The sequence below is a fragment of the Peribacillus sp. V2I11 genome (genome assembly GCF_030817135.1).
GTDB lineage: Bacteria > Bacillota > Bacilli > Bacillales > DSM-1321 > Peribacillus > Peribacillus simplex.
The window spans coordinates 5,293,949-5,315,069 of record NZ_JAUSYW010000001.1 but is presented as its reverse complement, the minus strand read 5'-3'; the positions used below and the strand labels follow the sequence as shown (position 1 = coordinate 5,315,069).

Annotated in this window: 17 protein-coding genes and 1 pseudogene; 17 read left to right on the top strand and 1 reads right to left on the bottom strand. The window is 39.3% G+C overall.

The window, feature by feature from the left end; all coding sequences use genetic code 11:
- Window positions 1–385: 385 nt before the first annotated feature.
- The gene (locus tag QFZ73_RS25905) at window positions 386–2,086 is read left to right on the top strand and encodes a sigma-54 interaction domain-containing protein (protein WP_307272289.1); all 1,701 of its coding nucleotides are present in this window, start codon (window positions 386–388) and stop codon (window positions 2,084–2,086) included.
- Window positions 2,087–2,858: 772 nt separating this feature from the next.
- Here QFZ73_RS25905 and QFZ73_RS25900 read toward each other — a convergent pair.
- Window positions 2,859–4,253, bottom strand: a complete 1,395-nt coding sequence (locus tag QFZ73_RS25900; RefSeq protein ID WP_307272287.1) for an amino acid permease — start codon at window positions 4,251–4,253, stop codon at window positions 2,859–2,861.
- 827 nt (window positions 4,254–5,080) lie between these two features.
- On the opposite strand from QFZ73_RS25900, the gene pruA reads away from it, so the two are divergent.
- The 16 genes and pseudogenes from pruA (at window position 5,081) to QFZ73_RS25820 (ending at window position 21,121) form a co-directional block, all read left to right on the top strand.
- Complete coding sequence (pruA, locus tag QFZ73_RS25895; RefSeq protein WP_251434471.1) at window positions 5,081–6,649, top strand: L-glutamate gamma-semialdehyde dehydrogenase; 1,569 nt, start codon at window positions 5,081–5,083, stop codon at window positions 6,647–6,649.
- Between the two features lie 71 nt (window positions 6,650–6,720).
- The gene (locus tag QFZ73_RS25890; RefSeq protein WP_307272284.1) at window positions 6,721–7,635 is read left to right on the top strand and encodes a proline dehydrogenase; all 915 of its coding nucleotides are present in this window, start codon (window positions 6,721–6,723) and stop codon (window positions 7,633–7,635) included.
- A 560-nt stretch (window positions 7,636–8,195) separates the two neighbouring features.
- Complete coding sequence (locus QFZ73_RS25885; protein WP_251434463.1) at window positions 8,196–8,702, top strand: acyl-CoA thioesterase; 507 nt, start codon at window positions 8,196–8,198, stop codon at window positions 8,700–8,702.
- A 70-nt stretch (window positions 8,703–8,772) separates the two neighbouring features.
- A pseudogene (locus QFZ73_RS25880) lies at window positions 8,773–9,211 on the top strand (Glu/Leu/Phe/Val dehydrogenase dimerization domain-containing protein); the annotation flags it as partial.
- 231 nt (window positions 9,212–9,442) lie between these two features.
- Window positions 9,443–9,697 carry a biotin/lipoyl-containing protein gene (locus QFZ73_RS25875; protein ID WP_251434460.1) on the top strand — a complete coding sequence of 85 codons (255 nt, stop codon included), beginning with the start codon at window positions 9,443–9,445 and terminating at the stop codon, window positions 9,695–9,697.
- Window positions 9,698–10,252: 555 nt separating this feature from the next.
- The gene (locus tag QFZ73_RS25870; RefSeq protein ID WP_307272280.1) at window positions 10,253–10,477 is read left to right on the top strand and encodes a hypothetical protein; all 225 of its coding nucleotides are present in this window, start codon (window positions 10,253–10,255) and stop codon (window positions 10,475–10,477) included.
- A 290-nt stretch (window positions 10,478–10,767) separates the two neighbouring features.
- Window positions 10,768–12,129, top strand: coding sequence for a cytochrome ubiquinol oxidase subunit I (locus tag QFZ73_RS25865; protein WP_307272279.1), 1,362 nt, complete (start codon window positions 10,768–10,770; stop codon window positions 12,127–12,129).
- 14 nt (window positions 12,130–12,143) lie between these two features.
- Entirely contained in the window at window positions 12,144–13,187 is a 1,044-nt protein-coding gene (locus QFZ73_RS25860) for a cytochrome d ubiquinol oxidase subunit II (RefSeq protein ID WP_307272276.1), read from the top strand.
- Between the two features lie 28 nt (window positions 13,188–13,215).
- Window positions 13,216–13,974, top strand: coding sequence for a hypothetical protein (locus QFZ73_RS25855; RefSeq protein ID WP_307272274.1), 759 nt, complete (start codon window positions 13,216–13,218; stop codon window positions 13,972–13,974).
- A 199-nt stretch (window positions 13,975–14,173) separates the two neighbouring features.
- Window positions 14,174–14,824: a TetR/AcrR family transcriptional regulator gene (locus QFZ73_RS25850; RefSeq protein WP_307273082.1), complete on the top strand. Its 651-nt coding sequence runs from the start codon at window positions 14,174–14,176 to the stop codon at window positions 14,822–14,824.
- 60 nt (window positions 14,825–14,884) lie between these two features.
- Complete coding sequence (locus tag QFZ73_RS25845; protein WP_251434447.1) at window positions 14,885–16,027, top strand: acyl-CoA dehydrogenase; 1,143 nt, start codon at window positions 14,885–14,887, stop codon at window positions 16,025–16,027.
- A gap of 124 nt (window positions 16,028–16,151) precedes the next feature.
- Complete coding sequence (locus QFZ73_RS25840; protein WP_307273078.1) at window positions 16,152–17,789, top strand: AMP-binding protein; 1,638 nt, start codon at window positions 16,152–16,154, stop codon at window positions 17,787–17,789.
- Window positions 17,790–17,801: 12 nt separating this feature from the next.
- A complete protein-coding gene (locus tag QFZ73_RS25835; RefSeq protein WP_307272271.1) occupies window positions 17,802–19,151 on the top strand; it encodes an acetyl-CoA carboxylase biotin carboxylase subunit in 1,350 nt (449 codons plus the stop codon).
- Window positions 19,152–19,189: 38 nt separating this feature from the next.
- Window positions 19,190–19,402 carry an acetyl-CoA carboxylase biotin carboxyl carrier protein subunit gene (locus QFZ73_RS25830; RefSeq protein ID WP_307272269.1) on the top strand — a complete coding sequence of 71 codons (213 nt, stop codon included), beginning with the start codon at window positions 19,190–19,192 and terminating at the stop codon, window positions 19,400–19,402.
- 17 nt (window positions 19,403–19,419) lie between these two features.
- Window positions 19,420–20,319, top strand: a complete 900-nt coding sequence (locus tag QFZ73_RS25825) for a hydroxymethylglutaryl-CoA lyase (RefSeq protein ID WP_307272268.1) — start codon at window positions 19,420–19,422, stop codon at window positions 20,317–20,319.
- 19 nt (window positions 20,320–20,338) lie between these two features.
- Window positions 20,339–21,121, top strand: a complete 783-nt coding sequence (locus QFZ73_RS25820; RefSeq protein ID WP_307272266.1) for an enoyl-CoA hydratase — start codon at window positions 20,339–20,341, stop codon at window positions 21,119–21,121.

The window sequence follows — 21,121 nt, the reverse complement described above, 5'->3', positions numbered from 1 at the left end:
TTTACATAACAATTGGAGTTAGTCCAGTCATATTTTTAGTGAATGTACATAAAACAGTGTTAATTAAGTTACAAGGTTGATTTATTATCACAAGAAGAGAATGAAACATTCAAAAGGTATTTAGGCTCCTGATACTCTATGGGGTATTTCGCTATTATTATCATTCGTAAAAGTGCTAATTCCTGAACAAATAATAAAAAAACTCTATTCATAGTATCCCGTATTTCTTTTACAGGAATTCAATCGTTAGAAACATAGAGTGAAGTTTATATTATAATAAAGTTATTAGTTTTTATTTAAACATATTTGTTTTATGATTGTTAGAAGATGATACTGTATAAATGATTATACTTTCTCATAAAATATATAATAAAAGGGGTTTATTATGTTTAAAATGGAACAAATTAACCTAGACAACTCCTTCACTATAGTGAAACCCTATACATCTATAATTGATATAAAGAACAAATTTTCAAAGTGTGATTTTGTGATTATTTCAGCGGAAGAACACTACTACGTTGTTACAAAGAATGATTGCAGTTTCTTGGCAGCAGTGGATGATTCACTGTCTGTAATCGAGTGGATTGAAAAGGTAAAGTGGACTCCTTGCACCATTTCTACAATCGCTGAACTTTCTATGTTACAAACTGATTGGAGCAGGCCCGTTCTAATCAAAGATCCAGAAAAAGAAGAAATTATTGGAATTATAACTGCAAACCAATGGGTTAAACAACTGGAATTGAAAAATGAGGAGCTATCCGCTTACTTTTCTACATTGGCGGAAACCATTAATGACGCAGTCACAGCTGTTGATCAAGAGGGGAAAGTTATCTGTTGGAATTCCGTTGCTGAGGGAACATACAGCATTAAACGTGAAAATATCCTTGGTCAAAAGATTGGAGAGCACTTTCAATCAGAGTCTATTATATTACATCGTATATTAAATGAGGGACGTCCCGTTCGTGGCGCTTATCATCGCCCTAATAAAAATAATCACGTATTAGTAAATGCCTCTCCAGTCATAAAGGGGAATACAGTTATTGGAGGCATTGCAACAGAACATGATATTACTCAAATTGTTCGTTTAAACGAGGAACTTGATTCTTCTTTACCGTTACTTATTCATCAGGACAACCCTTTTTCCTCTATCATTGGAGTTAATGTAGAAATTCAAAAAGCAGTGAAGATAGCGCAAAAAGTTGCCTACGCAGACATTCCTGTCCTGTTAACCGGAGAACCCGGTTCAGGAAAAGAGATGTTGGCACAAGCTATTCATTACGGCGGTTCAAAGCGTACCGGTCCTTTTGTAACGATTAATTGTTCAGCCATTCCTTCCTCTCTTTTAGAGATTGAATTATTTGGATATCAAAAGGGAGTTTTTACAGCTGATAAGAAGACTGGAAAAAACGGAAAAATTGAGCAATCACATAATGGAACATTATTTATTGAAGAAATTGATAAAATGCCATTAGACATTCAAGAAAAATTTCTACATTACTTAGAACATGGTTCATTTTATCGTGTAGGTACAACGGAATTATTGACGACACATACTCGTGTTATTGCTTCTGCTTCTCAGGCATTAGAAGCAATGGTAAAGGAAGGGAAGTTCAACGAAAATCTTTATTATCGCTTAACTGTAATTAACATTGATATTCCTCCTTTACGTGAAAGGCCAGAGGATATTGTTAAATTAGTTGAACAGTTTGTGCAAGAGTTCAGTTCTAAGTATAAGAAACCAGTTCCAAAAATTGCATCAGAAGTTATAACTATATTGGTTAACTATGAATGGCCAGGAAATGTCCGCGAGCTTAGGAATGTCGTGGAACGTGTTATTCTTCTGAATGATGAAAATACTATTAAAAGCAATCATCTTCAAAAAAATATAACTAGTAACCATTATGTACATAATAGAGATATCTCAGGCCCACATGAAACATCATTACAGGAAGAGGAAAAAGAAGAGTTATTCATGATTCAAGAAGCCTTAAGCAAGACATATGGAAACAAAAGTGCGGCTGCCAAATTACTCGGTATGTCTAGAGGAACACTCTACAATAAGATTAAAGAATATGGATTAAACTGATTTATTTGGTTGAATTATTGAAGAATAAGTTAGGCTCTTTATTAAAAAACAACATGGTATCGAAACTTTTGTTACGGCCAATAACAAATTAAAACGAGAGCTAGTTTTTGAAGACCGTTCAAAAGACTGCTTTGATATTATCCCCTTAAGGTAGACAGTGTAAAAAGACCACAAACAATCGTGGATGTTACACTACTACCTTGAGGGGATTTTATTATGGCTAAAAAAGGGTAAGGGTTCGAGAAATATTCAATAAGAAAAGAAAGTGAAAGCTGTACATATGTATTTGAATGGGGGGCAGCTATGAAATGAAACAATTACGATGAACGTAGGCCTTCATGTAGTACTCATTCGAAAGCAAGAGTAAAGAAGTATAAAAAGGATGGAGAATTTGAAGATTTACAATGGTCTACTGATAATCGAGGCGAGAATCTAGCTTGGAATTAAAGGAAACGACCATGATAATGTCTAAGTGGAAATGTTCTTTAATCAGAGATGTTATATCTAAATCATTTAAAAAACAGAACAAGAATTGATTCAAGACGTGGACGAATATCAAATTTATTACAACTGCAAACGATTCCAAAAACGACTCAGCCACCGACCTCCGATTGAATATCGAATCTCGATGACTGTAGTCTTTTTATGACCATCTACTTGACAGGATAAACCAAATGCCTAATGTGAGTTCGTTTTTTTTATTGCGCCTGCCGTGCCTAAGTTCTATTGGAATAGAGTCCATTGTTTATGGCATATTGCCTTTTGTTTGTAATTAAGAGGCATTTTTTTCTTTGTTGGTTGATGATAAATCTGATGGTTTATTTTTCTTTAAGACAAAGAAAGAACCGACAATCAAAATAGTGATAAGTAGTGTTAAAAAGAATTGTAAACGTAAGGAATCAATAAATGTCATCGCGATAAAAATACTAGTGATCGTAATAATCGTGGCATATGTTAAATAAGGAAATAACCACATTCTGATCTTAAGTGCTCCAGGATTTTCTTTTTCGTATTTTCTTCGCATACGTAACTGAGAGAAGGCAATCACTAGATAAACAAGAAGTGCTACACCTCCGGAAGCATTAACTAAAAACAGAAATACTTTATCTGGAGAGAAGTAATTGAACCCAATACTAATATAAGCAATAACGGTACATCCTAAAATCGCATTCATTGGTATCCCCTTCTTATTTACCGTTAAAAACATTCGGGGAGCATCTCCATTTTTCGCCATCGAAAATAACATACGGGAGCTCGTGTAAATACCGGAATTTAAACAAGAAAGTACTGCCGTCAAAAGAATGAGGTTCATGATTTGAGCTGCAGCTGGTATATTTAAAAGTTCAAGGACAGAAACAAAAGGACTTTTCATCAAACTAGAAGAGTCCCATGGAAGAACTGTTATGATTATTAAAATTGAACCTAGATAAAAAGTTAAGATACGGTAGATAACCGTATTTGTAGCAATCTTCATGGCTTTTTCAGGATGTGATGTTTCCCCTGCTGCAGTCGCCACAATTTCACTCCCCATGAAAGAGAACATAACCAGGGCAACTCCTATAAAGACAGAACTTATTCCAGATGGCAGGAATCCGCCCCTATGTAGAAGGTTTGAGGTTCCAGGTGATTCTATACCTGGTATGAAACCGAATATAATGGCCCCTCCAAGAATTAAAAAGAGAACAATACTGACAACTTTGATCATTGAAAGCCAATACTCAAACTCACCAAATGATTTAACAGAATATATGTTAGTTAGGGTTAATAAAAAAGTAAGCATAAGACTGACTGCCCAAGAAGGCCAAGACGGGAACCAATATTGAATAATTGTCGCACCTGCTATTGCTTCAACTGCAATTGCAATTACCCAGAAAAACCAGTATAACCAGCCAATCGTGTATCCAGCCCATGGGCCGATCGCTTCTCGGGCGTAAGTGGAAAAAGAGCCACTTGATGGATTTGCTGTTGACATTTCCCCAAGCATCCGCATCACCAAAATTACCAGTAATCCTGCAAGCGCATATGAGAAAATAGAACCTGGCCCAGCCGTATTAATTAACGGGCCACTTCCAACAAATAACCCAGCACCGATGATACCTCCGAGAGAAATCATGGTAATATGCCGAATTTTCAACTCTTTTTTTAATTCAGGTTGTTGATGATTCATATCCTACATCCTCTCTAAAAAAACGTAAAAACCAAAAATAATTAAGGGGATTCAAATCTATCAAAAAAAAGCAGAAAGTGAAAACCCTTAAAACAAGAAACAAATAATTAACAAATCTCCTCTTTTATTTCTTCTGCTTATTAGAATTAAAAAATTCAATATGCATATAGACTACCAATAAAAGATGAAAAAATATTAAGAATTATATGATAATACATTTTGTGCATATTTGTCTATTTATTTCCCGGAACGAAACACACACTATACAGTTTTGTTTACTTTATAGTTATTTGGAAAATAATCATCGGTTTATTAAAAAGCCGAGCTCAATCTGATGTTTGGATTGAAGGCATTTTTACAACTTACATACTGTGTGGGTTTATAAGCTATGCATTTGATTAAAAAGAAGCGGGTTAATAGGGGGCTGAATTCATCCATATACTGTATTGATTAGCTTCAAAAGCTAGAATAATAATCTACTTTTCGAAAAAATATATACAATCACTTAGTAATTGAACAAAATTGTTTAATTCTAAAATTTTAGACGGTTTTGTTAAAAAACAGTATACAAAAGTGTCTAAAAAGAATTATAATGTGTTCATATCAAGTTTTTGAATATTGTTTGTATTATAAATTTTCCGTTAATAAAGGAGGGCAATATTGTATTAGCAAACTTTTTCTTAAAAATTCATAGAAGAATTAGTATTCAGTTTGAAAAATTCGAGGCAGCTACTTTCATTAGAAAATTATTCATTGCATTCAATTAACTTAAGATGAAGAACTTTTACATCGATTATACCAATCTATTTTTTTAGGGAGAGAAAAACATGATTACAACAAACAATACGGACATTAAAACATATAAACACGAACCATTTACAGATTTTACGCTTGAAGAAAATAAAAGTGAATTTAAAAAAGCTTTAGAAGTTGTACAATCAGAGCTAGGAAAAAATTATCCACTTGTCATTGGAGAAGAATTTATTACAACAAATGAACAAATTGTATCGATTAATCCAGCTAATAAGGAAGAAGTAATCGGTCGAGTTTCTAAAGCGAATAAAGAATTAGCTGAGAAAGCAATGCAAGCAGCATTGTCCACATTCAACACATGGAAAAAAGAAAAACCAGAAGTACGTGCTAACATATTATTTCGTGCTGCGGATATCATTCGTCGTCGCAAACATGAATTTTCAGGCTATCTTGTTAAAGAAGCTGGAAAGCCATGGAAAGAAGCTGATGCCGATACGGCTGAAGCAATTGATTTCCTTGAATTCTATGCCCGTCAAATGATGCAATTAAAAGACGGAGTACCTGTAAAAAGTCGAGAGGGAGAAGCAAACAAGTTCAATTATATTCCACTTGGTGTGGGTGTCATCATTTCCCCATTCAACTTTCCATTAGCTATTATGGCCGGAACGGCAGCTGCAGCGATTGTTGCTGGAAACACGATTCTTCTGAAACCATCAAATAATACACCAGTGATCGCAGCGAAATTCGTTGAAGTGATGAAAGAAGCAGGTCTTCCTCATGGTGTACTTAACTATATTCCAGGAGGTGGCGCGGAAATAGGCGATTATCTTGTTGATCATCCGAAAACTCGCTTTGTTTCCTTCACAGGTTCCCGTGAAGTGGGCTGCCGCATTTATGAGCGCGCGGCAAAAGTGCATCCGGGTCAAATTTGGATAAAGCGTGTGATTGCCGAAATGGGCGGAAAAGATACTGTAGTCGTAGATAAAGACGCGGATTTGGATGTAGCTGCCTCTTCGATTGTTTACTCCGCCTTTGGATTCTCCGGGCAAAAGTGTTCGGCTGGTTCCCGTGCAGTGGTACACCAGGATGTTTATGATGAAGTACTTGAAAAGGCAGTGGCATTGACTAAGACTTTAACGGTTGGCTGCCCTGAAGATGTAAATACCTATATGGGCCCTGTAATCAGCCAGGCTTCTTACGATAAAATCATGAAATATATCGTAATAGGTAAGGAAGAAGGCAAGTTGATGACTGGTGGAGAAGGGGACGACTCCAAAGGGTACTTAATCGAACCGACCATCTTTGCGGATATTGATGAAAAAGCTCGTCTGATGCAGGAAGAAATTTTTGGACCTGTTGTAGCCTTTTGTAAAGCACGCGATTTCGATCATATGATGGAAATAGCGAATAACACAGACTACGGCTTAACGGGTGCGCTCCTTTCTAACAATCCTGATCATATTGAACGTGCAAAAGAAGAATTCCACGTTGGTAATCTATATTTTAATCGCGGTTGTACAGGAGCAATCGTTGGGTATCATCCGTTTGGTGGGTTCAACATGTCTGGAACGGATTCGAAGGCAGGCGGCCCTGATTATTTGATTCTGCACATGCAAGCGAAAACCACTAGCGAAACACTTTAATTAGAGATGGGGCAATTAAAATGGTTGCCCCATTTAATAAAACAAGGATATATATTTAGGGGGAAATATTCATGTTAGCAGAAGTTTCAAAAAATTTTTTTCTTCACGCTTCCCACAACAAAGCGTTAAACAAAGCTGCGAAAAAATGGGGCCTTCGATTTGGGGCTTCCCAAGTTGTGGCAGGAGATACTATCAAAAGTGCGATTAAAAAAGTTCAAGAATTAAATGAAAAAGGCTTGGTTTGTACACTGGATCATTTAGGGGAATTTGTTTCAAGTAGAATAGAGGCGATAGAGGCAACGGAATATAACGTAAGAACGTTAGAAGCTATGGGTAGTGTAGGAGTAAATAGTAATTTATCTGTAAAAATGACCCAACTTGGTTTGGACATTGATCGGAATTTTTGTGTTCAAAATATGTGTCGAATCCTTGAGACAGCAAAAAAATACAACAATTTTGTCAGAATCGATATGGAAGATCATGCACATTGCCAAATCACTTTAGATATCCTGATAGAATTACGCGAAACATATGATAATGTTGGAACAGTGATTCAATCCTATTTATATCGAGCTGAACAGGACGTAAAAGAATTAAAAGGAATTCCCCTTCGTTTAGTTAAAGGAGCTTATCAAGAATCTCCTACAGTTGCTTATCAAGAGAAAGAAGAAGTAGATAAAAATTATATGAGAATCATTGAAGAGCATTTGCTGAGTGGCAGCTATACGGCGATTGCGTCCCATGATCATCGTATCATTGCTAGAGTAAAAGAATTTGTCCAAAAACACAATATTCCACGTAACCAATTTGAGTTTCAGATGTTATATGGATTTAGAACAGACATGCAACTAAGTTTAGCTAAAGAAGGATATACCATGCGTGTGTATATTCCTTTTGGTAATGACTGGTTTGGTTATTTTATGCGTCGTTTGGCAGAAAGACCACAAAATATCGCTTTTGCCCTTAAAGGATTCTTTTCTAAATAATTGATGAGTTTATAATAATTGGTGAAGTTTTCATAGATAGTTATTTTACTATTAGAGTTCGAAATGGGGAAACTAAACAAATAGGCACATCTACTTTTTTCTAAAATAGAAAAAATTTAGGCATAAATCTTGTCTTTTTCTCCGATTTATCTTTGAGCATGCATTAGAAACAAGATTTACGTTGTTGATAAATAAGTCGCTTTCATTGTTAATGGTGCAGTTTCAACGGAACTGGAAATCAAAGAAAGCGCTCGGTGAAGAGTATGATCTGACCCGTCCTCCCTTGACCGGTGGATTCACCAATATGAGAAGTCTGATTCCTTCCAAGAGAAAGACAACAGTTCACTCGAACAGGAGGAAGTTTTAATGATGCACAAAGAACTTGAGCAACAGCAGATGGTGAATGATATTTTAAAGCAAGCTGCGCATTCTCGGAACACTAGGCCATGTAGGCCGATAGTGTTTAAAGGATAAAAAGCTCAAATTTGTATCATAATATTACCATATACTAAAAGTTTACATAGGTGATTTCAGGTCCCATGTTTTAGGAGGACGGGTTTATGGAAGCAAAATATTGCAAAGAATCAAGAGTGATAAGAACGAGTCGTATATTTCCAAATGATGTGAACAATCATAATACATTATTTGGCGGCCGATTAATGAGTGACGTCGATCAAGTGGCATCGATTTCTGCAGCACGTCATAGTCGAAGTGAATGTGTAACTGCTTCAACAGATTCAGTTGACTTTTTACATCCCATTCGTACAACGGATTCAGTTTGTTTTATATCTTATGTGGCATGGACAGGCACATCTTCAATGGAGGTATTTGTAAAAATTATTGCTGAAGATTTAAAAAGCAGTGTACGTAGAATTGCAGCGACTGCTCTCTTAACATTTGTTGCACTTGATGAACATAAACGTCCAACACGTGTTCCAAAAGTTATTCCGGAGACAGAAGAAGAAAAAAAATTACACGAAACGGCATTAGATCGAGCAAGAATGCGGAAACAGAGAAAACAAAAAAGCAAAGATGTGGCTATGTTTTTAAATGTAGATTATCCTTAACTTTCTTTCATATAGAAGATATAACTTATAACACGAGTTGCAAAGAAGGTAAGAGGCAATCCTTATCCATATCGATCAAGCTGAAAAGCCGGACAATAAGCAAAGTGAAGTATTGGATTTACTAAGGTCAACCCTGTCTATTATAAAGAAAAGTAATTCAAAAGTTAGGATTATAGCATCGAAATGTACGAGTTACTGAAAGAACCCCTTCGAATCCTTCCTGTACGAATGTTGAAATGGGTGATGGTTCAGTAAAAGTTTTCACCGGCTATCGTTCTCCTCATAATGATACAGTTGGACGTACAAAGGGTGGAGTTCGTTTACATCCAGAAGGAACTGCTTTATTCATGTGGATGAGTTTAAAATGTGGGGTTGTTGATCTTCCTTTTGTTGGAGGAAAAGGCGGTATCGTTTTCGATCCCCCTGAACATGTCCTCTTCTGAATTAGAACGGTTAAGTCGAGGTATGTGGGTGCGATTAGTCAAATTGTTGGAACAGCCAAAGATATTTTAGTTCTGGTGGAATCACGGTTCATATTTTGAACGGGTGCAAAACAATCAGGCTATTATTGGACAGAAGAAATGGCACAAAAATTACGAATTAATAGTCGGTTCTTTCAAAAGGTTCCTTCAATAGCACAAAAATTATCAAATAGATAAGCGACTAGCTGCTTACATGGTAGGGTGTAAGTATGATAATTGAAATTCTATTTTATTTCTTTGGAAAGAGAGGTGTTTAAGGTGAAAAAAGTTATTGAAACTGTCTATAGCCCTTGTTGTGGAAAAGTTGAAAACATATTTGTCAGTCAAGGTTCTTATGTATATGAATGGGAAAAACTAATGGTAGTTCATACTACGGACAATAAAAAAGTAGAAATTGAGACTGGTGTAAGTGGCCATGTCGTTTCAATTGAAGTAACTAAAAATCAAAATGTAAGTAATGAAACAGTGTTAATTCAGTTACAGGATGATTTATTAATCACAGGAAGTGATTGATGAGAAGGTCCGAAGGGTATATTAGGATCCTGAATATGGATTTATAAATAAGAGTCTTGTAAAGGTATACGCCGAATATTTAGAACATTCCGTTTATTTAAACAGGGTCAGGTTTATTCTTTTTTTCCATTCATAAAAGTACTAGTTATTGAACAAAAGGCTCTACGATATGGTAGAGTTTTTTTATTATAGAGGTCCTTCGTTATGGTGCCAATGCCATTCGCTAGAAACATAGAGCGATTTTTGCAATAAAGTTAATTTTTGTATTGTATTGTATTGTATTGTTTTTTTATGCCGAAGATAGTTCTATGGATTAAAAATAAATATATATAGGCTAGTCCGTGCTTTTATTCTGATATATAGGAAAATAATTCCTAAAAAAGGGCAAAAGCCAATGCCGTCCGCAATACACACATAGACTACTATATTGTAGGGTATGTGTGTATTTTTTATGTGCAGGAAATTTGTTGTAACGGATGGAACAACTTTAACGGATAGTATTGACCCAATCTTATCCATTGTAGAAACAGCAAAGAATTATGGTGGTACTTGTAGATGCTGCTAATGGAGGGCATTAGTATTTGGAAGAATCGTCAACCACTTTCTATTGAAAGGGCGGATTCTATAACTTTTAACCCTCAAAAGTGGATGTATGCTGCAAAAATTTTTAGGCCCAGTAGCTACAAAGCACAGTGGAACAAGATTCAAGAACCCATCAACAAAGGCATTGAGGAAGGTGCGAAAGTTATCGATGGTGGTTCTGGCAAGTCAGAAGGTTGACGGAGGCTTCTATGTGAAATCTAGAACGAAATGACAAATATTAGCACAGTTATAATAAAATTGCCGTTCGTACATGCAATCTATGCGAGGTTAAGAAGCGATAAACCGAAATGTATATATCCCAAGAATAACCTCGTTAGAATATTAAATAAACAATCAACAAAAAATCATTAAGTTAAAATACTGTCTTTCTGTACCTTCTATGAAAACTTAGTTTGTGGAATAATATTAAATATTTTCCTTTATAGAGGAGATACTACCAAGAGACAAAGGTTAGAAAGGAAGACAGTATGGATCATATACAAATGGCCCGCGCGATGTTCGGGACGAATATGGCTGTACATATCATATTTGCAACGATTGGCGTCGGGTTGCCGATGATGATGTTGGCAGCGGAATTGATGTATCAAAGGACAAAGGATTTACAGTATGTTGTCATGGCTAAACGCTGGACCAAAACATTAGGGGTTTTACTTGGGGTCGGGATTCCGACTGGTACGATTGCGGGTGTGCAGCTGTCACTATTATGGCCTGGGTTCATGGAAGTGATTGGACGTGTCATGGCGCTTCCATTTCAAATCGAGATTTATGCATTCATGGTTGAAGCGCTTTTCATGTCAATCTACGTGTATGCTGCTGAAAAAATCAAGCCATGGGCGCGTATCGTTAGTTTATTCTTTGTTGCATTCGGCGCAATGGCTTCAGCGGTTTTGATTTCGAATGTCCATGCTTTTGAGGGGACACCGGCAGGGTTCCGGTTTGAAAATGGGGAAATCGTCGATGTCGATCCTTGGGCGGCATTTTTCAACCCAAGTTTCTTGGTGACGGCAGGACATACGGCCCTGACTGCTTATACTACAGGCGCTTTTGTCGTAGCGGCCGTTGCTGCCTATAAGATGCTGAAAAATAAATATGGCACTGCTGAATTTAATTTTCACCAAAAAGCACTAAGGCTCAGTATTGTATTGGGTTTGGTTTTTTCTTTTTTGACGGCATTGAACGGTCATGCGACTACACAGCATTTATATAGGGAACAGCCGGAAAAATTGGCAGCGGCAGAAGGGCTGTTTGAAACAAAGGACCATGCCGGACTTACCTTGTTCGGTTATACCGATAGGGAAGCCCAGGAAGTGAAATATGGGATTGAATTCCCATGGTTATTAAGCTTTCTATCAGGTAATAGCTTTGATACGGTCGTGACCGGTTTGAACGATTTTCCGGAAGAGTATTGGCCGCCGCTTTATGTCCATATATTATTCAACGCCATGGTCATCATTGGTTCAGGGTTAATCGCGTTAGCACTGTTTGCATTGGTATGGAATAAGTGGCTGAAAAAGGAAACTTACCCGAAATGGATTCTTTGGCTGTTTGTTGCTGCAGGGCCACTTTCAGTGATTTCGATTGAATGCGGCTGGATTTTTGCCTGTACAGGCAGACAGCCATGGACGATATACAGGATGCTGTCCACGGAGGATTCAGTCACTTCGTACGAAAACCTTGGATTTTTATTCACGATGTTCATTATTGTATATATAATTTTATGCGTTTCTGTCGTGTTTACACTTTTGTATTACTTCAAACGTCATTCCGTGATGGATGATATATATAAGGCCGAACAGAAAGATGTAAGGCTTTTCGATTCGAATTCATAAAGGGGGGAAGGCGAATGAGTAATGCTCTTCTTGCAATAACACTGGTCTGGGGCTTTATTTTTCTTTATGCCATCATGGCCTCTATGGATTTTGGCGCTGGCTTCTGGGCGATGACTTACATTAAAAAGGAAGAAACGAATGCTACGAAGATAGCAAATAGCTATTTATCACCAACTTGGGAAGTGACCAATACTTTTGTGGTCGGTCTTGTCATTGCGATTTACAGTTTGTTTCCAGGTGCGGTTTTCCCGATTGGGGTAGCCTTGATCGTTCCTGCTAGCCTGATTTTGGTCCTGCTATGTATTAGGAGTGCTTTCTTGGTTTTCTCGCATAGCGTAGACAAATATGAAAAAGCGTTAACGTATATTTCAGGATTGACGGGATTGATCATACCCGGGCTATTAATCAGTGTATTGCCAATCACCCACCTTGGATTTGTCGAAGGCGTGAGAGGAAATGAAGAATTGAATCTATCTAAACTTTTCACGAGTCCGAATGAGTATGCATTTGTGGGGTTTGGAATTATGAGCACGCTTTTTTTATCATCTTTGCTCCTGTCTGATTACTCAAAACAGGCTGATGAAATGAAAGCATACAAAATATATCGCAGGGATGCGATGATAACGGGACCGCTTATGTTAGTCATGGCTCTGTTGGTTATGCTCACGTTAAAAAACGAAGCGAATTGGATCTACCAAGGAATGATGGAAAACTCTGCATTGTTATTCGTCTCGCTCGTTTTTTTCATCATTAGCGGGATAGCACTCTACTTACCCTATTTTTCTAAGCAGGTTAAAGGGATGCCTCGCCTTGCTGTAATAGCGATTATCATTCAGTATTTAATCGGCAGTTATGTTTATGGTATCGCCCATTTACCTTATATCATATATCCAAATGTCACGATTCTTTCAGGATTTACCGACCCGACCTCATTCCGGGCCGTTTTTGCCACATATATCGTGGGCTTTGCGATATTAGTGCCAGGGTTCTATTATTTCTGGTCCATCTTCATGAAAGATCAGCGTCGAAAGTTCAAACGGCGACAAATGTCAAATTAGATCATCTTGGAAAAGAGAGGGTATCACTATGAAAAAGTTAGATCTGCTAAAATATGCGGTTTTAGTCATCTCACTATTTTTGAGCTACCAAGCGGTTGAAGCGCATGATAAAAATTTTCAGGTAGATGGCACATATATATCAACAAAAAGAGATGTAACAGGTGACCAGAAAATAGACATCATCCAGGTTCAGGGACTGCCATATGAGGAAGGAAGCAAGTTTCTGAAGGAAATTGAGTTGAATGTGGAAAGCAATCGCCGTACAATCAGCGTCCCGCTCGGAGCTGGGTATACTCCAGATCTCAAGGTTGCCGACTTGAATAATGATAGAGTCCAGGATGTGTTGGTCACGGTTTTGATGGAAGGTAGAGAGCGGTTGATAACCAGTTACGCCTATACGTTCAAGGATGGAAAAGTGAAGGTACTGGAAGTCCCTCCATCCGTTCCAGTAACGGCACAATTTCTTGACGGATACAAAGCGGAAATCATTATTGAAGGTCAAAAGCCTGTGGTGATAGATGTCAGTTCCAGAAAACAAGCTTATGATGAATTGGGCATTTATCGGAATGGAAAACTAAATGAACCGACAGAGCTTTTGGTTGATCCATACTCTTCACTTGACTTCAAAATCGTTTTTGGTAAAGGAAAAGCGCTTATGGGAGTCCAAAATGTAAAAGGGCCCGATGAACGTGATTCGATATTGGAAATCAAATCAGTATGGAAGTATAACAATGGATGGCAGCTTGTAAAAGCTCAGGTTAAACCGGCCAAGGGAAGAAATAAATAGTGATGGCAATATGGTACAGCATCGAATGTATAATGGACCAGGAATAACTTGGTTAAATAAGTAGGTTGACAGCTCTTTGGTTTAGAGGGCTGTTTTTTGTTTATAATTAAAAATTGACAATTTTTAAATATTTGGTAAAATCTAAATAAATCCAGTTTATACATAATCAAACTCTTTATTCTGGATAGAATGTAAGCGGATACAAAGGGGGTGCAGTCTTACGGAGTTAAAAGAAAAAATAATTGAAACATCGTTGACGCTCTTCGATCAGCATGGTTTTCATGGCGTCTCCGTTAACGAAATCGTCAAGGCATGCGGAACTAGCAAGGGTGGTTTTTATCACCATTTCTCTTCAAAAGATGAACTCTTATTTGTCATCCATGATTACTTTATTTCATATGTTTTAATAAAAGCACAGGAAGCCATTTCAGAAAGTACCCATCCAACAGAAAAAATGCAAAAGATCATTCAATCATTCGTTAAAGTTTTTGACCTCTATAAACCACACATCTCAGTTTTCTATCAAGAAAGCATTTACTTAAAACCACCTTATGTTGAAGCAATCAAAAAAAAGCGTCAAATGTATAAAGAAATCATTTTTTCCGTCATCAAAGAAGGCATTGACAAGGGAGTATTCCGCAGCGAATTGCCGGTGGAAATTACCGGAATGTCAATTCTGGGGATGGTGAACTGGTCCTACAAATGGTACAAGAGGGACGGTGGAAAAACAATCGATGAAATCGGCGATATTTACGTGGATTTAATTCTGAATGCCCTATTGACAGATAAACAAAAAGAAGCGGAAATCGCCCAGCCATTTTTACTGAAGAACCAATTTATTGTGGATTAAACAATAATCTTGATTTGTACAGACCAACTAGTCGGTCTCAATTGAAAGGGGAATGAACATATGGATTTTTCACTTACAAAAGAACAGCAGATGATTAAGGAAATGGTTAGGGAATTTGCCGAAAAGGAAATTAAACCCATTGCAATAGAGTTGGATGCAAAGTCCATGTTTGCGGAGGATGTATTCAAAAAAATGGGGAAACTTGGGTTGCTTGGAATTCCGTTTCCTGAAGAATATGGCGGTTCGGGCGGTGATACGATTTCGTATGCCATTGCAGTTGAAGAGGTTGGCAAGGCGTGCGGCGGAACCGGGTTAAGTTATGCAGCAGCCGTTTCGCTCGGAGCAAGTCCAATTTACTATTTTGGAACCGAAGAACAGAAGCAAAAATATCTGGTTCCAATCACGACCGGTGAAACCCTGGCAGCTTTCGGGTTGACAGAGCCTAATGCGGGTTCCGATGCTGGCGGTACGAGAACGACTGCGGTGTTGGAAGGTGATGAATATGTGATCAATGGCGAGAAAACATGGATAACGAATGCCAGCTATTCAAGAACCGTCACCGTCACTGCTGTATCGGGTAAAGATTCCAAGGGCAAGAATATCATCTCGGCATTCATCGTGCCAACCGATACCCAAGGGCTTACGATCAATAGCAATTATGAAAAAATGGGAGTTCGGGCTTCCAATACTTGTGAAATCATTCTGGATAACGTCCGGGTACCTAAGAAAAATTTATTGGGAGATCCAGACAAAGGGTTCAAACAATTCTTATTCACACTGGATGGTGGAAGGATTTCCATTGCAGCTTTGGCCGTCGGTATCGCTCAGGCTGCCTTTGATAGAGCTTTAGCTTTTTCAAAAGAGCGCATTCAATTCGGAAAAACCATATCAAATTTCCAGGCCATTCAATTCAAGCTTGCAGACATGGCGATGGAAATTGAATTGGCGAGGAATATGGTATATAAGGCTGCATGGCTAAAAGACAATAAAAAACCTTTTGCAAAGGAAGCGGCATACGCCAAGCTTTTTGCAAGTGAGACCGCGTTCCGGGCCAGCAATCAAGCGATTCAAATACACGGAGGCTCTGGTTACATGCGCGAATATGAAGTGGAACGCTATTTAAGAGATGCTAAGTTATTGGAGATTGGTGAAGGCACATCCGAAATTCAAAGAATCGTTATCGCCAGACAATTAGGCTGTTAATCTTTACGGAACGTAAAATGAACAATGATGCTTGGGTTCATTTTGGTGAAAAGCAGATGTTATCTATACAGCAAAAAGCGTTCATTCTTACCTTTATTTGATTAGGAGGAGTTTGATGTCTGATTTGCTAGATGTTACTATCGGGAAACTGCTTGAAAGGACAGCTGAACAATATGGCGATAATGAAGCGGTGGTGTACCATGAACTAGGCCTGCGCCATTCCTATCGCGAATTTGAAAAGATTTGCCGAAAGGCGGCCAGGGGATTCATGTCACTAGATATTAAAAAAGGGGAACATATCGCCATTTGGGCGTCAAATAAACCGGAATGGCTTATATCCCAATTTTCCACCGCGAAAATGGGCGGGGTGCTGGTTACGGTCAATACCAATTACCGCACAAGTGAACTGGAATACCTGCTCAAGCAATCGGATTCGACGACGATCATCCTGATGGAACAATATAAGGATCATTCATATATAGATACGCTGTACGAAATCGTACCTGAATTGAAAAATGCAGAACCAGGAAAATTACAATCTGAGAAACTGCCAAAATTGAAAAATATCATCGTTTTAGGTGAAACGCGTTATCCCGGCACGTTTTCGTGGGATGAAGTCATGAGCGGGAGCGAATCCGTTTCGGAGGGGTCATTGGACATGAGGATGGAGGAATTGGCTCCCGGTGATGTGATTAATATGCAATATACATCAGGGACGACAGGATTTCCAAAAGGTGTGATGCTGACGCATTCAAACTTGGTCAACAACGGATTGAATGTCGCGGAATGCATGAAACTTACCGATGCTGACCGGCTTTGCATCCCGGTTCCGTTTTTTCATTGTTTCGGCTGCTCCCTTGGTACGATGGCCTCTGTTTCTGTAGGGGCAACAATGGTGCCCATCGTGGAATTTAATCCACGCGTAGTCCTTCAGACCGTGGAAGCCGAAAAATGTACGGGACTTCATGGTGTTCCGACGATGTTCATCTCTGAACTTAATCTAGATGACTTTGACCAGTATGATTTACGTTCGTTGCGGACTGGAATCATGGCAGGCTCCACATGTCCGATCGAAGTCATGAAAAGCGTGGTAGATAAGATGGGAATCTCAGAAATTACGATTACTTATGGTCAAACGGAATCGTCTCCAGGAATTACGATGACAAGAACGGACGATCCGATCGAACTTCGTGTCTCCTCAGTGGGAAGGGCTTTGCCGAAAGTGGAAGTGAAAATTGTCGATCCAGCTACGGGGGAAGAAGTCCAGCGGGGCAAACAAGGGGAACTCTGTTCAAGGGGATACCATGTAATGAAGGGATATTATAATGACCCGGAGGCCACTGAGCAGGCGATTGACCGGGAAGGCTGGCTTCATACCGGCGATTTGGCGGTCATGGATGAAAGGGGTTATTGCAAGATTACAGGCCGGCTGAAAGATATGATCATCCGCGGAGGGGAAAATATTTATCCCCGTGAGATTGAAGAATTCCTCTATCAACATCCTGCAATTGTCGATGTCCAGGTACTCGGCGTTCCAGATCAGAAGTACGGGGAAGAAGTCGCGGCATGGATCATTTTGAAAACAGGTGAAACCCTTACGGAGAAAGAATTGATTGAGTATTGCAAAGGGAAAATATCTTTTCATAAAATTCCCCGTTACATTCAATTTACCGATGCTTATCCAATGACAGCATCCGGAAAAATCCAAAAGTTTAAGCTTCGGAAACAAACTCTTGACCTACTATCGGAACGCACTAAATAAGGAGGATATCGAATGATTCGAAAAATTCTTATCGCAAACAGGGGAGAAATAGCATCACGCATTATTCGTACATGCAGGAAGTTGGGAATAAGCACGGTTGCCGTCCATTCAGAAGCAGATTCGGATTCGCCATTTGTGGGGTTGGCGGATGAGGCATATTTATTGGGTGGCCCGAGAGTACAGGAAAGCTATTTAAACGTCAATAAGATTTTGGAAATAGCTAAGAAAACGGGAGTGGAGGCCATTCATCCTGGATACGGATTTCTAAGTGAAAATGCAGATTTCGCACGTTCATGCGAAGAAGCCGGCTTGATATTCATTGGTCCCAAACCAGAGATCATCCAGCAGATGGGCAATAAAGTCGAGGCACGGAAAAAGATGGAACAAGCGGGACTTCCATTGGTGCCTGGATTTTCACGTCCGTTAATTGATAGTGCAGAAGCGGCAGCGGTTGCCGAGAAGATTGGCTATCCAGTCATGTTAAAAGCAGCAGCAGGCGGCGGGGGAATCGGCATGCAGGCCGTTGCTAATGAAGATGAACTTACCAAGGCCTACGAAGGGAATCAAAAACGTGCCCAATTGTTTTTTGGCAATGGAGATATGTTCATAGAAAAATTGATTGAGAAGCCTCGTCATATCGAAATTCAGGTATTGGCGGATTCCTTTGGGAATGCTGTTTACTTATGGGAAAGGGAATGCTCCGTTCAAAGGCGCCACCAGAAGGTCGTGGAAGAGGCACCCTCTTCTTTCCTTGACGAAGAAACAAGAAACAGGATGGGAATGGCTGCAGTGAAAGCGGTAAAATCCATCGGTTATAGCAATGCGGGCACCCTCGAATTTTTAGTTGATGCGGATAAAAACTTTTATTTCCTGGAAATGAATACACGCCTCCAGGTAGAGCATCCTGTCACTGAAGAAATTACGGGACTGGATTTAGTCGAACAGCAAATTAAAATTGCATCGGGCAACAAATTGGAATTCACTCAAAGTGAGATTAAACAGGATGGACACTCCATTGAAGTGCGCATATATGCTGAAGATCCGAAAACCTTTTATCCAGCACCGGGAAGAATCACCAGCATGGAACTTCCGGAAGGTGAGGGGATCCGTCATGAATTGGCGGTTCATGGAACTTCCGTCGTATCCCACTTTTATGATCCGATGATCGCAAAATTGGTAGTGAGCGGCGATTCGAGGGATAAAGCGATCAAGAGATTAAGAGAAGCGCTGGCAAGCTATAAAATAGAAGGAATTAAAACAAACCTTCCTTTGCTGATGGAAATAATTTCTCATGAAGCTTTTTCCCAAGGAGATACGACTACGGATTTCATTGCTAAATATATTAAAAAATTGACTGTATAACATGTTTTTTAAAACATAATGATCAGGAGGAATGTAAGATGGCAGAATTAAAGGCAAGCATGGCAGGAAGCGTTTGGAAGATCGTAGCGAATGAGGGGCAAAGTGTAACAGACGGACAGGATATCATTATCTTGGAATCGATGAAAATGGAAATCCCCATTGCAGCAGAGGAAGATGGCACCATTAAAGAACTTAAAGTGAATGAGGGGGATTTCGTAAATGAGGGCGACGTTTTGGCCGTCATTGAATAAAGGGACGGAGGGGTAAGATGAATTGGCCTGAAAAAGTAACAATTAAGGAAGTGGGTCCGCGCGACGGGCTACAAAATGAAAAGGTCATGATACCTGCACAAAGCAAAATGGATTGGATCGATCAGCTCTCTGATACAGGATTATCTTATATAGAGGTGACTTCTTTCGTACATCCAAAGTGGATTCCCCAATTGAGTGATGCCGCCCTGGTGGCTAAGGGAATAAAGCGCAATCCCGGGATCACTTATGCGGCCCTTGTACCCAATCAAAGGGGTTTGGAATCGGCCCTTGAAGCCAATATCGATGAAATTTCCGTGTTCATGTCATCCAGTGAAACGCATAATCTTAAAAATATCAATAAATCGATTTCCGATACCTTTCCAATAATGAAGGATGTCATCGGTACAGCAGCAAAAAGCAGAAAAACGGTTAGAGGCTATATTTCTACCGTTTTCGGCTGCCCTTATGAAGGGGAGGTTTCGTCCGAACAGGTTTTCCGTGTTTGTGATCAACTTTTTGAATATGGCATCGATGAGGTCTCATTGGGTGATACCATTGGGGTCGCATCTCCAAGACAGGTTGCCTTGTTCCTTGAACAGGCTGTAAAAAGATATGATATAAGCCGAATTGCCCTCCATTTTCATGATACAAGGGGAATGGCGCTCGCAAATGTACTTGAATCACTGAATTATGGTGTAGACACTTTCGACTCTTCGCTCGGAGGTTTGGGAGGATGCCCATATGCACCAGGTGCGAGCGGAAATGTGGCTACGGATGACCTGGTTCATATGCTACATAAAATGGGAATTCACACGGGAATCAATCCAGAAAAACTAATGAAGGCTGCGGCCTTGATGCAAAGCTTATTGGAAAAACAATTGCCTAGCCATCAGATGACTGTTTATAACGCACAATAAGAGAAATTGAGGTGAATTTATGACATCTTTAGTTGAAATAAGTACTGAGGAAAAGGGAATTGCCCTAGTGACTTTGAATCGGCCGGATGCTGCTAATGCTTTATCCACAGAATTGCTTCATTGTTTAGCCGAAGGGCTGGATGAATTGAAAAGAGATTCCAATTTACGAACAGTCATTATAACGGGAGCAGGTGAAAAGGCGTTTTGTGCAGGTGCGGACCTTAAGGAACGAGCAGGTATGAATGATGATAAAGTCAAGGAGACAGTCAAGTTGATTGGAGACACGATTACGGCTGTAGAAAACCTTCCAGTTCCAGTCATCGCCGCGATTAACGGTTCGGCTTTTGGCGGAGGACTGGAATTGGCACTCGCTTGTGACATACGAATCGCATCGGAAACGGCGAAGGTGGGACTGACAGAAACGTCATTAGGCATCATCCCAGGCGCCGGCGGTACTCAGCGCCTGCCGCGGATAGTCGGAATGCCAATAGCGAAAGAACTGATTTATACGGCAAGGAAATTGGATGCAAAAACAGCACATGCGTTGAAAATCATCAGTCATGTATATTCACCTCAACTTTTACTTGAGGAAGCGAAAAAATTGGCTGGGGAAATTGCGGTTAATGCCCCATTGGCACTCAGGGCTGCAAAAGCGGCGATCAATCACGGGGCTGAGACTAATTTGAAAACTGGATTACAAATTGAAAAAGACTGCTATCAGACAACTTTAAAAACCCGTGACCGACTGGAGGGTCTATCAGCATTCAAGGAAAAGCGCAAACCGGTATTTAAAGGTCAATGA

Excerpts from the sequence above, each read along its gene's own strand:
- QFZ73_RS25885 (WP_251434463.1), top strand. The coding sequence starts at position 8,196 with ATGGAAGCAAAATATTGCAAAGAATCAAGAGTGATAAGAACGAGTCGT.
- QFZ73_RS25830 (WP_307272269.1), top strand. The coding sequence starts at position 19,190 with ATGGCAGAATTAAAGGCAAGCATGGCAGGAAGCGTTTGGAAGATCGTA.
- QFZ73_RS25900 (WP_307272287.1), bottom strand. The coding sequence starts at position 4,253 with ATGAATCATCAACAACCTGAATTAAAAAAAGAGTTGAAAATTCGGCAT.
- QFZ73_RS25855 (WP_307272274.1), top strand. The coding sequence starts at position 13,216 with ATGAAAAAGTTAGATCTGCTAAAATATGCGGTTTTAGTCATCTCACTA.
- QFZ73_RS25860 (WP_307272276.1), top strand. The coding sequence starts at position 12,144 with ATGAGTAATGCTCTTCTTGCAATAACACTGGTCTGGGGCTTTATTTTT.
- QFZ73_RS25825 (WP_307272268.1), top strand. The coding sequence starts at position 19,420 with ATGAATTGGCCTGAAAAAGTAACAATTAAGGAAGTGGGTCCGCGCGAC.
- QFZ73_RS25870 (WP_307272280.1), top strand. The coding sequence starts at position 10,253 with ATGCTGCTAATGGAGGGCATTAGTATTTGGAAGAATCGTCAACCACTT.
- pruA (WP_251434471.1), top strand. The coding sequence starts at position 5,081 with ATGATTACAACAAACAATACGGACATTAAAACATATAAACACGAACCA.
- QFZ73_RS25820 (WP_307272266.1), top strand. The coding sequence starts at position 20,339 with ATGACATCTTTAGTTGAAATAAGTACTGAGGAAAAGGGAATTGCCCTA.
- QFZ73_RS25845 (WP_251434447.1), top strand. The coding sequence starts at position 14,885 with ATGGATTTTTCACTTACAAAAGAACAGCAGATGATTAAGGAAATGGTT.
- QFZ73_RS25865 (WP_307272279.1), top strand. The coding sequence starts at position 10,768 with ATGGATCATATACAAATGGCCCGCGCGATGTTCGGGACGAATATGGCT.
- QFZ73_RS25890 (WP_307272284.1), top strand. The coding sequence starts at position 6,721 with ATGTTAGCAGAAGTTTCAAAAAATTTTTTTCTTCACGCTTCCCACAAC.
- QFZ73_RS25905 (WP_307272289.1), top strand. The coding sequence starts at position 386 with ATGTTTAAAATGGAACAAATTAACCTAGACAACTCCTTCACTATAGTG.
- QFZ73_RS25835 (WP_307272271.1), top strand. The coding sequence starts at position 17,802 with ATGATTCGAAAAATTCTTATCGCAAACAGGGGAGAAATAGCATCACGC.